Genomic DNA, 12992 nt, shown 5'->3' on the forward strand with positions numbered 1-12992 from the left:
ATGACATCAATGAAGATACGCCCTGTCTTGCCGCTTTTTGACCGATTAACGGGTGGCGTCGGCTTAGCAACAATGGTCCTGCTCTTTCTGCAGTTCCTCGTTAATCTCTCGGTGTTCGGGTCTTTTCCGCTGCTGGCGACCTTTCTGAGCATCGAGCGACATCTGAGCGCCGGCGACGTCGCGTACGTGCTCACGGTGAGTCTGCTGTCCAGTCGGCTGTTGCCGCTTATTCTCGGATCCGCTACCGACCGCTTCAATAGCAGGGTTTTAGCTTCATTGGGTCTGGCGTGTCGTGCTGCGGGATTCTTCGGCCTGGGCCATGTTCTCGATTTCCCTTCATTGGTCTCGTGTGCGTTCTTGAATGGACTCGGCGCAGCGCTCTACGAAACGACAGCGTACTCAGTGTTCGGCACCCTTAAAGCAAGCATTCGTTCGCGTGTATTCGTTTTGAATAATCTTGTACTTAACCTGGGTGCGCTGGTCGGGCCAACGGTACTGTTCTTGCTACCTGCCCATAGCGGAGCTTTTCCGTTTGAAGTGAGCGGTTATGTATTCGCTGTATTGACTTTGGTGGCACCGTTTGCGGCTGTACGAACGCGCGTAATTGAAAGACCCAAGCGTGTCGCGTCTGCGCTTTTTGGAGCTTTCCGCGACAGGAAATTTCTAAAACTCTGCATCGCTCTTATCCCGTTCTGGGCTGTTTACACGCAAATTTATGTGTTCATCCCGCTGACTTTCGCTCAAGGACCATCAGGGTATAACGGTGTTCGACCGTTCTACATCGCGAATGCTTTGTTCGGTGTTTTGACCGCACTTTTAGGGATGCAATGGTTTCAACGAGCGAAGTGGCGATCGTTAATGTCAATCGGTCATCTCGCGCTGCTCGCCTGTTTCGCACTGGCGGCACTCATATTCTTGCGCGAATGGAGCTCGCAGCAGTCGATGGTCTTCCTCGTTGTCATAGCCTTGATTTTCACATTCGGCGAAAGCCTCATCTTGCCCGCGTCGAACATTGCTCTCGCAGAATTAACAACCGAGAGCAACGCTGGAAGTTATTTCGGAGCGTCCGCAGTCTCTTGGGCGATTGGCGGGGCATTGGGGAACTATCTGGGCAGCATAAGTGCTCAATGGACGCCGATCAGCTTGGGTTGGTTCATGTTCGCCATTGTCAGCATGATCGGGTTGTTTTGTTTCAGGAGGCGTGAACATGACAAATAAAATTGACCACGCGCAGCAAGTAGCGCCAGAGACTCGTCTTATTGAGGCGGGACGCCGTAACTGGATGAAGATGGGCTTCGTCAATCCACCTGTGTATCGGGGCTCCACCGTTTTGTTTGATTCCTACTCCGAAATGGCGCCGGGTGCCGCCCCCTATCATTACGGAAGATGGGCAACACCAACCACTGATGCCTTTTGCGAAGCAATGGCAGAGATCGAGTATGGTGTTGGTGCTCTCGCCATGTGTTCGGGCCTCGGCGCAATAACAACGACTCTTATAGCGCTGGCACGCCCCGGTTCAAGAGTTCTGGTCGCGCAGTCGTCGTATGCTGCGACCCGAAAGTTCTGCGAACAGATGTTGAGCCCGCTTGGAATCGAGGTCGAATATTTCTCGCTTGATCTACTTTCCGAACTTCGTCAAACGCTTACCGACAACGTCAGTTTGATTTATCTCGATCTTCCTGGATCTGTGACGTTCGATGTCTGCAACCTGCGCGAGTTGACGGCCTATGCTGGCCGGGTCCCTGTTGTTGTCGATAACACTTGGGCGACGCCATACTTTTTCAATCCTCTGAAGCACGGCGCGAGTGTCGTCATCCATAGCACGTCGAAATATATCAGCGGACATTCCGACTCTGTCATGGGAGCTGCGGTTTTCGCCGATGTGCCGACCTTCGAGCGAACACGTGATACCGCACGCCTTCTCGGTCAGGCTGTGGGCGCAGATGATGCCAATCTCGCCCTGCGAGGCCTACGCACCCTCGCCGTTCGAATGAATCGCCACTACGAATCGGCAAGTCGGATTTGTGCCTGGCTCTCGAAACACCCCGCGGTTGAGAGCGTTTTCTATCCAGCCCTACCATCAGACCGCAATCATGCTGCGTGGAAAGCGCAGTTTTCGGGGGCTGGTGGAGTGTTTACCTTCACGCTGAAAGGTGGTCATACGGATGCTCTTCAACGATTCATCGACAGGGTGTCCGTAATCGGACGAGGTTGGGGGTGGGGGGGGTACGAATCGGTTATTTGCCCCGCGACGCTCACGGGCCCAGAGGGCGGAGTTCGAATGGGCCTGCGCATGAGCGTCGGATTAGAGGATGTGGATACGCTCCTTATCGATCTCGCCACTGCACTTAACTAAATAAGAGACGTCAGTGCATGACGCATCTACCACTGGAAGGTAACCGCGCCTCGGAGAGGAACATGGTTCAACACTTCAGAGACATCGATGGGCAGTGCCATTGTGGCGCCGTTCAGTTTCGGATTCGGATTGCGACTGAATCGACCGCCATCGAATGCAATTGCTCAATCTGTTTCGCCTCGGGTTTTCTTCATTTGCCCGTCCGCGCGGAGGATTTTCAACTGATCGAGGGACATGATGTGTTGACGACCTATCGGTTCAACACGAAGGTCGCACAGCACACCTTTTGTCGAATCTGTGGCGTAAAGCCATTTTATCGACCGCGTTCGCATCCGGAAGACTTCAGCGTCAACGTGCGGTGCCTCGAATTGCACGACACTCACTCGTTCAACGTCGTGCCATTTGACGGCCGCAGATGGGAAGAAAATATCAGCCGATTTCCGACCTGACAGAGGCGTTCTTCAAGGAGGGATTCGCGTGAAGAAACCTGTGGTCGGTGTGCTTTGTTCTACTGAAACAATCGCGATTGCTGGCTGGGGAGAGCTATCGCATCAAGCCGTTTTTGTGAAATATCTAGATGCCATGACACAATTCAGCGACTGCTCTCCCGTGCTTATCCCCTCCCTCTTGAGCGGCGCCGAGGGATGGGAAATCTCCGACATCCTGGACCGGTTAGATGGCGTGCTGCTTCCGGGCGCAGGAAGCAACATAGACACAGCGTTGTATGCCCCAGCGCGAGCACATGTGGGGGATCGCGATTGCGCGCGAGACCAGACTGCGATGCGGATTTTACAACACGCCGCAAGTTCTGGGCTGCCGGTGCTGGGGATTTGCCGGGGTATGCAGGAAATCAATGTTGCCTTGGGCGGCACGTTGTACACGGCGCTACATGAGGTGTGCGATCACTTCGATCATCGTGCGCAGCGTGACCGTGAGTTTCAGGCACGCTATTCAGCCGTACACAGAGTTTCTCTTCCCGCAAAAGGGTGGCTTGCGCGAAACGCGGGAACTGCTTTTCCCGAGCAGAAATCTTATTCCGTGAACTCGCTGCATGGTCAGGGTATTGATCGCTTGGCGGACTCTCTGCAGGCAGACGCGTACGCCGAGGATGGGACAGTCGAGGCGATATCCCATGTCACTTTGCCGATTTTTGGGGTGCAGTGGCACCCGGAGTGGAATGTCCCGACGTCTCCACTCGGACAATTGATCTGGGCCCGGTTTCGCGATGCCTGTCATGCCTTCATGGCAGCTCCCCGAAAAGAGAGGGTGTGAACCGGCAAGTCCTTCTGGAAACCCGTTTCAGGCTGTTCCACCGCGCACGCCCAAACAGCCTGAACAGGGGGCTTTAGCGTTCTGATATTTCCCCGCCGCAACACCGATCAATTCGACCGTTGGGACATCAAGGGTGGCTAAATGCTGCTAAATATGGAACCTTTTAAAAGGTGCAGACGTCCACTCCCCTGTTACTGCACTCGTACCAGGGGCTGAAAAATCAGCAAGTTAGCCTGACGAGGCTGCGCTTATGGCTCGATTCATGTCCCTTTGCGGACATAGAACGCGCTGCTTTTCGCGAACGTTGATATCCCGGCAGCCAGCAATGGCATGCCACAAAGGACTGCGTTCGCCGACTAAGAAAAAAAGGAGTCCGCCTGTGGCGATTCGCTATGGCAAGGGGCTTATAGGAGGTGCGGTTGTCGTCGCACTCCTGGCCCTGCTGGTCCACTGGATTGGCATCAACACGATCGAACATTACCGCGACGATTTATTGTTTTACCTGCAAGCTCACTTGATTCTCGTCCTTGTCTCCATGCTGGCCGCCCTCGTTGTGGGCATCCCCGCCGGTATCTTCCTCAGCCGCCCGACCATGGTTGGCCGCGCTGAACGCTTCATGCAGATCTTCAACATCGGCAACACCGTTCCGCCTCTCGCCGTACTGGCCATCGCCCTGGGGATTCTGGGCATCGGCAGCGGCCCCGCGATCTTCGCCCTGTTCCTCGCCTCGCTGTTGCCGATCGTGCGCAACACCTATGAAGGCCTGAAAAACGTCCAGGGTTCACTCAAGGAAGCGGCCGTCGGCATCGGCATGACCCCGACTCAAGTGCTGTGGCGGGTCGAACTGCCGAACGCGGTGCCGATCATCATCGGTGGTGTGCGCGTGGCCCTGGCGATCAATGTCGGGACCGCACCGCTGGCGTTCCTGATCGGCGCCAACAGCCTGGGCAGCCTGATTTTCCCTGGCATCGCCCTGAACAATCAGCCGCAACTGCTGCTCGGCGCCGCTTGCACCGCCCTGCTGGCCTTGCTGCTCGACGGTCTGGTGACACTCGCCAGCCGCCTCTGGCTCGAACGCGGCCTACGCCCGTCTTAAGCCTCGGCAAAGGAATATTTATGAAAAGACTGACCCTATTACTAGGCTGCGCCCTGCTGTTCGCAGGATTTGCCCAAGCCGCTGAAAAACCGGTGATCCGCATCGGCGCCCGGGTGTTCACCGAACAAACCCTGCTCGCGGAAATCACTTCCCAATACCTGCGCACCAAGGGTTACGACACCCAGGTGACCGGCGGTCTGGGCAGTAACCTGGCCCGCAGCGCTCACGAAAGTGGCCAGCTCGATCTGATGTGGGAATACACCGGCGTGTCGCTGGTGGCTTACAACCACGTCACTGAAAAGCTCGACAGCGAACAGTCCTACGCCCGGGTGAAAGAACTCGACGCGAAAAAAGGCCTGGTCTGGCTCACGCCGTCGAAATTCAGCAACACCTACGCCCTGGCCCTGCCGGAAACCACCGCCAAGGCTTATCCGCAGATCAACACCATCAGCGAGCTGAACACGGTGTTGCAGGCTGAGCAGAAGGACAATCACCTGGTGGCGCTGGACACCGAGTTCGCCAACCGTTCCGACGGCCTGGACGGCATGGTCAAGCTCTATGGCATGAACCTGACCCGCAAAAACATCCGGCAGATGGATGCTGGTTTGGTTTACACCGCCTTGCGTAACGGCCAAGTGTTTGCCGGTCTGGTCTACACCACCGACGGTCGATTGAACGCCTTTAAGCTGAAACTGCTCGAAGACGACAAGCACTACTTCCCGGACTACACCGCCGCCCCGGTGGTGCGTCAGGTTTACCTCGACGCGCATCCCAAGCTTGCCGAAGAACTCAAGCCACTGGCGGAACTGTTCGATGACGCGACCATGCGCCAGCTCAACGCGCGGGTCGATGTCGATCATGAAAGCCCTTCATCCGTTGCCGCAGATTTCCTGCGCCAGCACCCGATCAACTGAGGAGGAAAAGCCATGGAATTTCTGAACGCCTTTTCCCATCTCGACTGGCCGCTGGTCCTGCACCTGACCTGGCAGCACATCACGTTGGTCGGCATCGCTGTGACGTTGGCAATCCTCGTTGGTGTACCGCTGGGCGTGCTGATGACGCGCTTCCCGTCGCTGGCCGGCCCACTGCAAGCCAGCGCCACGGTGCTGCTGACCGTGCCGTCGATTGCGCTGTTCGGCCTGCTGCTGCCGTTTTACTCCAAGTTCGGCCAGGGCCTGGGCCCGATGCCGGCAATCACCGCCGTGTTTCTCTACTCGCTGTTGCCGATCATGCGTAACACCTACTTGGCGCTGACCGGTGTCGAACCCGGCATTCGCGAAGCCGCTCGCGGCATCGGCATGACGTTCTATCAGCGCTTGCGCATGGTCGAACTGCCGATCGCGGTGCCGGTGATCCTGGCTGGCGTGCGCACCGCCGTGGTCATGAACATTGGTGTCATGACCATCGCCGCGACCATCGGCGCCGGTGGCCTCGGTGTACTTATTCTCGCTTCAATCAGCCGCAGCGACATGTCGATGCTGATCGTCGGCGCCGTGCTGGTCAGTCTCCTGGCCATCTTCGCCGACCTGCTTCTGCAATGGCTGCAACGCTCGCTGACTCCAAAAGGACTCCTGAAATGATCGAACTTCAAAACCTCAGCAAGACCTTCCAAAGCAACGGCAAAGATGTGAAAGCCGTGGATTCGGTAAGCCTGACCGTCAATGAAGGCGAAATCTGTGTGTTCCTCGGGCCATCGGGTTGCGGCAAAAGCACCACGCTGAAGATGATCAACCGGTTAATCAAGCCGACTTCGGGCAAGATCCTGATCAACGGCGAAGACACTACCGACCTCGACGCGGTGACCCTGCGTCGCAACATCGGTTATGTGATCCAGCAGATCGGTCTGTTCCCGAACATGACCATCGAGGAAAACATCACCATCGTTCCGCGCCTGCTGGGCTGGGACAAACAGAAATGCCACGACCGCGCCCGCGAGTTGATGAGCATGATCAAGCTGGAACCCAAGCAGTACCTGACTCGCTACCCGCGTGAGTTGTCCGGTGGTCAACAGCAACGGATCGGCGTGATTCGTGCGCTGGCGGCGGATGCGCCGCTGTTGTTGATGGACGAACCGTTCGGCGCGGTCGACCCGATCAACCGCGAAATGATCCAGAACGAGTTCTTCGAGATGCAACGCGCGCTGAACAAGACCGTGATCATGGTCAGCCACGACATCGACGAAGCCATCAAGCTCGGCGACAAGATTGCGATCTTCCGCGCCGGCAAGCTGTTGCAGATCGATCACCCGGACACGCTGCTGGCGCACCCGGCGGATGACTTTGTCAGCAACTTCGTCGGCCAGGACAGCACGCTCAAGCGCCTGTTGCTGGTGAAAGCCGAAGACGCTGCGGACAACGCACCGTCGGTGAGCCCGGAAACCCCGGTGGCCGAGGCCCTGGAGTTGATGGACGAACTGGACCGTCGTTATGTCGTGGTGACTTGCTCCGACAACAAGGCGCTGGGTTACGTACGACGTCGCGACCTGCACCGTCAGACCGGCACCTGCGCGCAATACCTTCGGGAGTTCAACGCCACGGCCGCGTTCGACGAACATTTGCGCATCCTGCTGTCACGCATGTACGAGTTCAATCGCTCGTGGCTGCCGGTGATGGATGCCGAGCGGGTGTTCCTGGGGGAAGTGACCCAGGAGTCGATTGCCGAGTATTTGAGCTCCGGTAAGTCCCGTGGCGGCAAGACCAGCATTGTTTCGCCGGCTGAGGCTGCGGTCGCCTGATCTGTCTGAGGCACCAGTGCCCTTGTGGCGAGGGAGCTTGCTCCCTCGCCACAAGGGCCATCCAATCCCCTTCAAATCTCCCTTCTACGGGAACATCACACTGTCATGCAGGTCGGTTACATCAGTAGCTGTCCGGGACCGCACGACGGAAGCGTGTAAAAACGCGACATTTTTTGTTGATCTCAAGCCCCTCACGCCCTAAAGTTCGCGCCGAACGTCCATGCTGGAAACGATCCATCCGGCTCAAGTACTGACGACGAGACAGCAAGGCCAAGGGAAGCACCATTTCCCATGGCCTTTTTGCTTTCGGCGACATGCCTTGGGAAGTAGGCGAACCAAAGTGGGGATACGGAGGACGTTCATTTGCACCCATTGATTAATCTAGTTTGCCAGTAGGAGTTCCCAGCATGTCGATCAACGTCGAAGACTATTTCGCGCGTGAAACCTTCAACAAAATGAAGGCGTTTGCCGACAAACAAGAAACCCCGTTCGTGGTGATCGACACCGCGATGATCAGCCAGGCCTATGACGACCTGCGTGCCGGTTTCGAATTCGCCAAGGTCTACTACGCGGTCAAGGCCAACCCGGCCGTCGAAATCATCGACCTGCTCAAAGAGAAAGGCTCGAACTTCGACATCGCGTCGATCTACGAGCTCGACAAAGTGATGAACCAGGGCGTCGGCCCGGATCGCATCAGCTATGGCAACACCATCAAGAAATCCAAGGACATTCGCTACTTCTACGAGAAGGGCGTGCGTCTGTATGCCACCGACTCCGAAGCCGACCTGCGCAACATCGCCAAGGCTGCGCCGGGTTCGAAAGTCTACGTGCGCATCCTCACCGAAGGCTCGACCACTGCTGACTGGCCTTTGTCGCGCAAATTCGGCTGCCAGACCGACATGGCCATGGACTTGCTGATCCTAGCCCGTGACCTGGGCCTGGTGCCTTACGGCATCTCGTTCCACGTCGGCTCGCAGCAACGCGACATCAGCGTCTGGGACGCAGCGATCGCCAAGGTCAAAGTGATCTTCGAACGCCTGAAAGAAGAAGACGGCATTCACCTGAAGCTGATCAACATGGGCGGCGGCTTCCCGGCCAACTACATCACCCGCACCAACAGCCTGGAAACCTACGCTGAAGAAATCATCCGTTTCCTCAAGGAAGATTTCGGCGACGACCTGCCGGAAATCATCCTGGAACCGGGCCGTTCGTTGATCGCCAACGCCGGTATCCTGGTCAGCGAAGTGGTATTGGTCGCGCGTAAATCCCGTACTGCGGTAGAGCGCTGGGTGTACACGGATGTGGGCAAATTCTCCGGTCTGATCGAAACCATGGACGAAGCCATCAAGTTCCCGATCTGGACCGAGAAGAAAGGCGAGATGGAAGAAGTCGTCATCGCCGGCCCGACCTGCGACAGCGCCGACATCATGTACGAGAACTATAAGTACGGTTTGCCGCTGAACCTGGCCATTGGTGATCGTATGTACTGGTTGTCGACCGGTGCCTACACCACCAGTTACAGCGCCGTTGAATTCAATGGCTTCCCGCCGCTGAAGTCGTTTTACGTGTAAACGCCAAACCCCATAAAAAACCCGTGATTAATCACGGGTTTTTTTATGGGCGCCGTTATTACTTAACCCCGACAAACAATAACTAAAAAACAGTTACAGACTAAACATACACTTATTCAAAAAACACTATTACCCTAAGAACTCAACGCAAACTCTAAAAGGAATTAGAAAAATGCAAATGAGCAACAACACCTCAACCCCCATCATTACAAAAGACGACATTCGCAAAATCAAACATTATATTGCGACCGCCAAGGCACTGCCGACCACCATTGAAGAAGTCGAACAACAACTAAGAACCAAAAAGACCAACATTGTTGGCCTGGAACCGTACGACGTTGTCAGCCTGTATCACAAGATCATCAATAACGCGAACTCGTGGAGAGACATCGAGTCGTCCATGAAGCGTGTAGGCGGAAGTCTTTCCGCATTTTCCGAGGATCTGGAAAGTTTCGGGCAAGACATCATTGATGCCATTGTGACAATGCCGGGTTACCAAAACTACACCGGCACTATCAAAGATATGAGCGAGGAAGAAATCAATAGCCTTCCACCGCTGGAAATCGGCAAAACAGAGAAAAACCGTTTTGGCTCCATCAAGGATTCCCTGACGTTCATCGCCAGCTCCATCGATGACAAAAAGCTGAGCAGCATGGACGTTCTGGCACGCTTGAAGTATTTCAAGGTTGAACTCTCCGAAGAAGTACACATGGGTATTGGCTCAAAGCTGAAGCTGGCCAGCAACGAAGAGATTAATCGACAAATTACCCAACTGAATCAGAAAATTGATGAAACCCAGAAGCGCATAGACGAAAAAACCAGAGAAACATCGCCTAACTTTTTCGACCACGTCATGGGTTTTATCAACCCGCTGGGCTCGTTCCACCACAGGCTGGTTGCCGACATGCAGAAAGTGCAGCTGTCGCCTCTAATCAGAGAACGGGAACAACTCACGGAAACAATCAAACAGAAAAACATTCTCGCCGGGACACTGCTTGAACTTCATAGTGAGCTGGACAGCCTGATTACTTACGTGGAAGGCGCCATTACCAGCACAGCGCAACTGGAAACCTTATGGATCTCGACATCCGAATACATTAATTCGTCCCGAAACAAAGTAACCGGCATTAACGACTTTCTCACACTCAGAAGCTTTGTTTCCAGCCTGAAAGTCATTCTGAAAAACTGGAAAAGCATTCAAAACAACGCAAATGCCCTTGTTACCGCGTTCGACTAAACAATCCACATACAAACAGGAAAAGGATTTCCCTATGAGCACCCAACATTATGTTACCCCCGACTTCGCCCTTGTTCGCGACAGCCGCGAATCGATTCGTTATCAATCGATTGTCGGCTCCTCCAACCTATACATCAAAGCGCTGAGCAATGAGCTGGTCGGATTAAATGCCGCCGTCAGCAGCACCGACCAACTGGTCGCCAACGCGATTACATCGGCAATCACCGTCCTGGAAACCGAGGATCTTCAAGAAAACCTCGAAGCCCTTGCTGTATTGAACGCTCGTGAAGCCGACGCCAGTGTGAAAAACGCCATTAAAATCTATTCGAAAACGGCGAACCAGTTGATGGAGCTGTGCACTGATCAGATTTCGAATTTGCACTCGACATTGCAAATCGGCGTGTTCAATGTCCAGAGCATCACCATCAGCAACAACCGGTTCAGGCTGGCGGAACTGGCAGACAAACAGGTCAGCCTGGACAAGGAATTGAGCGCAGAGCAAGTGCCCCTGAACGCCCTGCGCGGCGATGAAGATATCTTGAACGAAGCCATCAAGGTCTTCGAAAAGGTGAGTTTTATCGATCGCCTCAAGCCCTTGCTGGAACAACTCACTGCGCTGATCGGCAACAAGCCCGAAACACCTGAAACCGCCGCCATGAAGGCCGGGCTGATTGTGGCGAACAAATTCCTCGATGAAGCCAACGAACTGACCAAGTACAGGGACTTGCTCAAAACCCGGCAAATCATCCAGACGCGGATCGACCAGCGACAGGAGCGAATCACTTCGCTGAAAACCCAGCTGCGGGACGTCCACGACAAGACCCGGCAGCTCAATGACACTCAGAAAGTCGTGCCGCACCGAGAGGTTTATGTGCGTGAAGCCGGAAAACTGGTCGATTCGTTGGCGGCGTTCCTCAAGGCGGTCATGCCGTCCAGAAATGAAGACATGCTGAGCATCGGCAATCGTCTGATCGAGCACTGCCAAGCGCTGCGCGCCCACATGAATGTCCTGCAAGGACGCTGGATGCGCGGCTGATTATCAGCCCATGCTGCGCATCGGTCCCTCAGGCAAGGGGTCGGTGCGCAGTCTTTAAATCAGGTGGCTGGCCAGCTCGGCCAGCCGTTGCCGATAAGGCTCGGCCATGGCGCGTATTTCCGGGTGCGGTGCATCCAGCAATGACTCGCTGCTGACCCGCAGAAAATTGATATTCCCTCCCGCCAACGCCTTGTGCAACCAACCCAGCGCCGCTTCGATGTGCCCCTCGTCGGCCAGCACCGCCGCATAACTGAACTGACCACGAAAATCACCGCAGACCGCCGAACGTCGATACCAGTCAACGGCCCCCTGGGGATCAACCGGGCAATGACACCCCTCCTCCAGATAACGCCCCAGCAAGTTCATCGATTTCGCGTGGCCCAATTCCGCGGCGCGGCGATAAAGACTCAGCGCTTGTGCCTGGTCTTCAGCCACCCCACGACCGGTGGCCAGCAGGTTGGCGTAGTTGTACATCGCCCAATCCAGCCCGGCCTCGGCGGCGTCGCGATAATGTTTCGCTGCGACCGTGGCATCAGCGGTACATCCCCAGCCATGCTCATGACAACGACCGAGCATGTTGCACGCCATCAAATGCCCGCCCTTGGCGGCGATCCCGAACCAGCGCACCGCCAGCGGCTGATCCTGCTCAATGCCCAGCCCGTCCAGCAGAATCTGCCCCAGCAAGGCCTGAGCATCGAGAACACCTTCGCCAGCCGCGATCAAAATCGCTTGCGCCGCCCGTGCCGGACTTTCCTCGAGCATCGCTTTGAGCCGATCACCGTCGAGCACTTCCTCGCGGTGCAGTTGATAACTCATACCTCGACCCAGCGGCGCAGCAGGTTGTGATAGGTGCCGGTGAGGCGAATCAGCGAAGGGTGATCAGGCATGTCCTGGGTCAGTTGCTGGATCGCCCCGTCCATCTCGAACAGCAACGCGCGCTGGCTGTCTTCGCGGACCAGGCTTTGGGTCCAGAAAAACGACGCATAGCGCGTACCGCGGGTGACGGCGTTGACCTTGTGCAGACTGCTGCCGGGGTACAGGACCATGTCGCCGGCGGGCAACTTGACGCGTTGAGTGCCGAAGGTGTCCTGGATTTCAAGTTCACCGCCGTCGTAGTCGTCCGGTTCGCTGAAGAACAGCGTCGCCGACAGGTCGGTGCGCACGCGCTCGATACTGCCCTTGGGCTGACGCACGGCGTTGTCGATGTGGAAGTCGAAACTGCCGCCCGCCGTGTAACAGTTCAGCAACGGTGGGAAGACTTTGCTCGGTAACGCCGCTGACATGAACTGTGGATTTTTCCACAACCGCTCAAGCATCGCCGCACCGATTTCCTTGGCCAGCGGATGACCTTCCGGCAGTTGCAGGTTGTGCTTGGCCTTGGCCGACTGAAAGCCGGCGGTGATTTTGCCGTCGGCCCAATCGGCCTGTTCCAGCGCCTCACGGATGCGCTGCACTTCTTCTTTCGCGAACACGCCGGGAATGTGCAGCAACATGGGGACGACACCTGAAAACAGAGGAGCGCCAATGGTATTGATTCTTATTGCCCGTGTAAAACCCCATAGACGAACGAGACACCAAAAACCGTAAGGTCAAATTGTAAAGAATGTAAATTCGTCACGAATAGCAACGTTTCGCAATTGATACAGATACTTGTTTACCCTATATTCCGCGGCCTCAAATCCTTGGGGAG

13 protein-coding genes are annotated in these 12992 nt (G+C 55.8%); 11 read left to right on the top strand and 2 right to left on the bottom strand.

Going from position 1 to position 12992, the window contains the following annotated elements; genetic code table 11:
* The 11 genes from AC1MEW_RS32950 to AC1MEW_RS33000 all read left to right on the top strand — a co-directional run bounded on the left by AC1MEW_RS32950 (nucleotide 1) and on the right by AC1MEW_RS33000 (nucleotide 11302).
* A complete protein-coding gene (locus tag AC1MEW_RS32950) occupies nucleotides 1-1218 on the top strand; it encodes an MFS transporter (protein ID WP_201256163.1) in 1218 nt (405 codons plus the stop codon).
* Nucleotides 1208-2356, top strand: a complete 1149-nt coding sequence (locus AC1MEW_RS32955; RefSeq protein WP_323570027.1) for a trans-sulfuration enzyme family protein — start codon at nucleotides 1208-1210, stop codon at nucleotides 2354-2356. Before AC1MEW_RS32950 ends, AC1MEW_RS32955 begins: the two co-directional genes overlap by 11 nt.
* A gap of 17 nt (nucleotides 2357-2373) precedes the next feature.
* A complete protein-coding gene (locus AC1MEW_RS32960; protein WP_201256165.1) occupies nucleotides 2374-2805 on the top strand; it encodes a GFA family protein in 432 nt (143 codons plus the stop codon).
* Between the two features lie 28 nt (nucleotides 2806-2833).
* Nucleotides 2834-3628, top strand: a complete 795-nt coding sequence (locus AC1MEW_RS32965) for a gamma-glutamyl-gamma-aminobutyrate hydrolase family protein (protein WP_201256166.1) — start codon at nucleotides 2834-2836, stop codon at nucleotides 3626-3628.
* A gap of 379 nt (nucleotides 3629-4007) precedes the next feature.
* Nucleotides 4008-4724, top strand: a complete 717-nt coding sequence (locus AC1MEW_RS32970; protein WP_054049992.1) for an ABC transporter permease — start codon at nucleotides 4008-4010, stop codon at nucleotides 4722-4724.
* 20 nt (nucleotides 4725-4744) lie between these two features.
* Complete coding sequence (locus AC1MEW_RS32975; protein ID WP_201200516.1) at nucleotides 4745-5638, top strand: glycine betaine ABC transporter substrate-binding protein; 894 nt, start codon at nucleotides 4745-4747, stop codon at nucleotides 5636-5638.
* Between the two features lie 12 nt (nucleotides 5639-5650).
* Nucleotides 5651-6304 (top strand): ABC transporter permease, encoded by a 654-nt coding sequence (locus AC1MEW_RS32980; protein WP_201200515.1) that lies wholly within the window; start codon nucleotides 5651-5653, stop codon nucleotides 6302-6304.
* Complete coding sequence (locus tag AC1MEW_RS32985) at nucleotides 6301-7458, top strand: osmoprotectant ABC transporter ATP-binding protein OsmV (protein WP_201256167.1); 1158 nt, start codon at nucleotides 6301-6303, stop codon at nucleotides 7456-7458. Before AC1MEW_RS32980 ends, AC1MEW_RS32985 begins: the two co-directional genes overlap by 4 nt.
* Before the next feature lie 407 nt (nucleotides 7459-7865).
* On the top strand, nucleotides 7866-9029 hold the full coding sequence (locus AC1MEW_RS32990; protein WP_201194372.1) for a type III PLP-dependent enzyme: 1164 nt from the start codon (nucleotides 7866-7868) through the stop codon (nucleotides 9027-9029).
* Between the two features lie 178 nt (nucleotides 9030-9207).
* On the top strand, nucleotides 9208-10266 hold the full coding sequence (locus tag AC1MEW_RS32995) for an alpha-xenorhabdolysin family binary toxin subunit A (RefSeq protein WP_201256171.1): 1059 nt from the start codon (nucleotides 9208-9210) through the stop codon (nucleotides 10264-10266).
* 34 nt (nucleotides 10267-10300) lie between these two features.
* On the top strand, nucleotides 10301-11302 hold the full coding sequence (locus tag AC1MEW_RS33000; RefSeq protein ID WP_480424948.1) for an alpha-xenorhabdolysin family binary toxin subunit B: 1002 nt from the start codon (nucleotides 10301-10303) through the stop codon (nucleotides 11300-11302).
* Nucleotides 11303-11356: 54 nt separating this feature from the next.
* On the opposite strand, the gene AC1MEW_RS33005 is transcribed toward AC1MEW_RS33000, so the two are convergent.
* Together AC1MEW_RS33005 and AC1MEW_RS33010 are read right to left on the bottom strand one after the other, a co-directional pair.
* Nucleotides 11357-12118 carry a tetratricopeptide repeat protein gene (locus AC1MEW_RS33005; protein ID WP_480424949.1) on the bottom strand — a complete coding sequence of 254 codons (762 nt, stop codon included), beginning with the start codon at nucleotides 12116-12118 and terminating at the stop codon, nucleotides 11357-11359.
* Nucleotides 12115-12795, bottom strand: a complete 681-nt coding sequence (locus tag AC1MEW_RS33010) for a Fe2+-dependent dioxygenase (RefSeq protein WP_201200510.1) — start codon at nucleotides 12793-12795, stop codon at nucleotides 12115-12117. Before AC1MEW_RS33010 ends, AC1MEW_RS33005 begins: the two co-directional genes overlap by 4 nt.
* Nucleotides 12796-12992: the final 197 nt, after the last annotated feature.

The sequence above is a fragment of the Pseudomonas sp. ASL4 genome, from assembly GCF_056680395.1.

What these genes read in the sequence shown, in the direction of transcription:
- AC1MEW_RS32950 (WP_201256163.1), top strand. Translation starts at nt 1, where the DNA reads ATGACATCAATGAAGATACGCCCTGTCTTGCCGCTTTTTGACCGATTA.
- AC1MEW_RS32955 (WP_323570027.1), top strand. Translation starts at nt 1,208, where the DNA reads ATGACAAATAAAATTGACCACGCGCAGCAAGTAGCGCCAGAGACTCGT.
- AC1MEW_RS32960 (WP_201256165.1), top strand. Translation starts at nt 2,374, where the DNA reads ATGACGCATCTACCACTGGAAGGTAACCGCGCCTCGGAGAGGAACATG.
- AC1MEW_RS32975 (WP_201200516.1), top strand. Translation starts at nt 4,745, where the DNA reads ATGAAAAGACTGACCCTATTACTAGGCTGCGCCCTGCTGTTCGCAGGA.
- AC1MEW_RS32980 (WP_201200515.1), top strand. Translation starts at nt 5,651, where the DNA reads ATGGAATTTCTGAACGCCTTTTCCCATCTCGACTGGCCGCTGGTCCTG.
- AC1MEW_RS32985 (WP_201256167.1), top strand. Translation starts at nt 6,301, where the DNA reads ATGATCGAACTTCAAAACCTCAGCAAGACCTTCCAAAGCAACGGCAAA.
- AC1MEW_RS32990 (WP_201194372.1), top strand. Translation starts at nt 7,866, where the DNA reads ATGTCGATCAACGTCGAAGACTATTTCGCGCGTGAAACCTTCAACAAA.
- AC1MEW_RS32995 (WP_201256171.1), top strand. Translation starts at nt 9,208, where the DNA reads ATGAGCAACAACACCTCAACCCCCATCATTACAAAAGACGACATTCGC.
- AC1MEW_RS33000 (WP_480424948.1), top strand. Translation starts at nt 10,301, where the DNA reads ATGAGCACCCAACATTATGTTACCCCCGACTTCGCCCTTGTTCGCGAC.
- AC1MEW_RS33005 (WP_480424949.1), bottom strand. Translation starts at nt 12,118, where the DNA reads ATGAGTTATCAACTGCACCGCGAGGAAGTGCTCGACGGTGATCGGCTC.
- AC1MEW_RS33010 (WP_201200510.1), bottom strand. Translation starts at nt 12,795, where the DNA reads ATGTTGCTGCACATTCCCGGCGTGTTCGCGAAAGAAGAAGTGCAGCGC.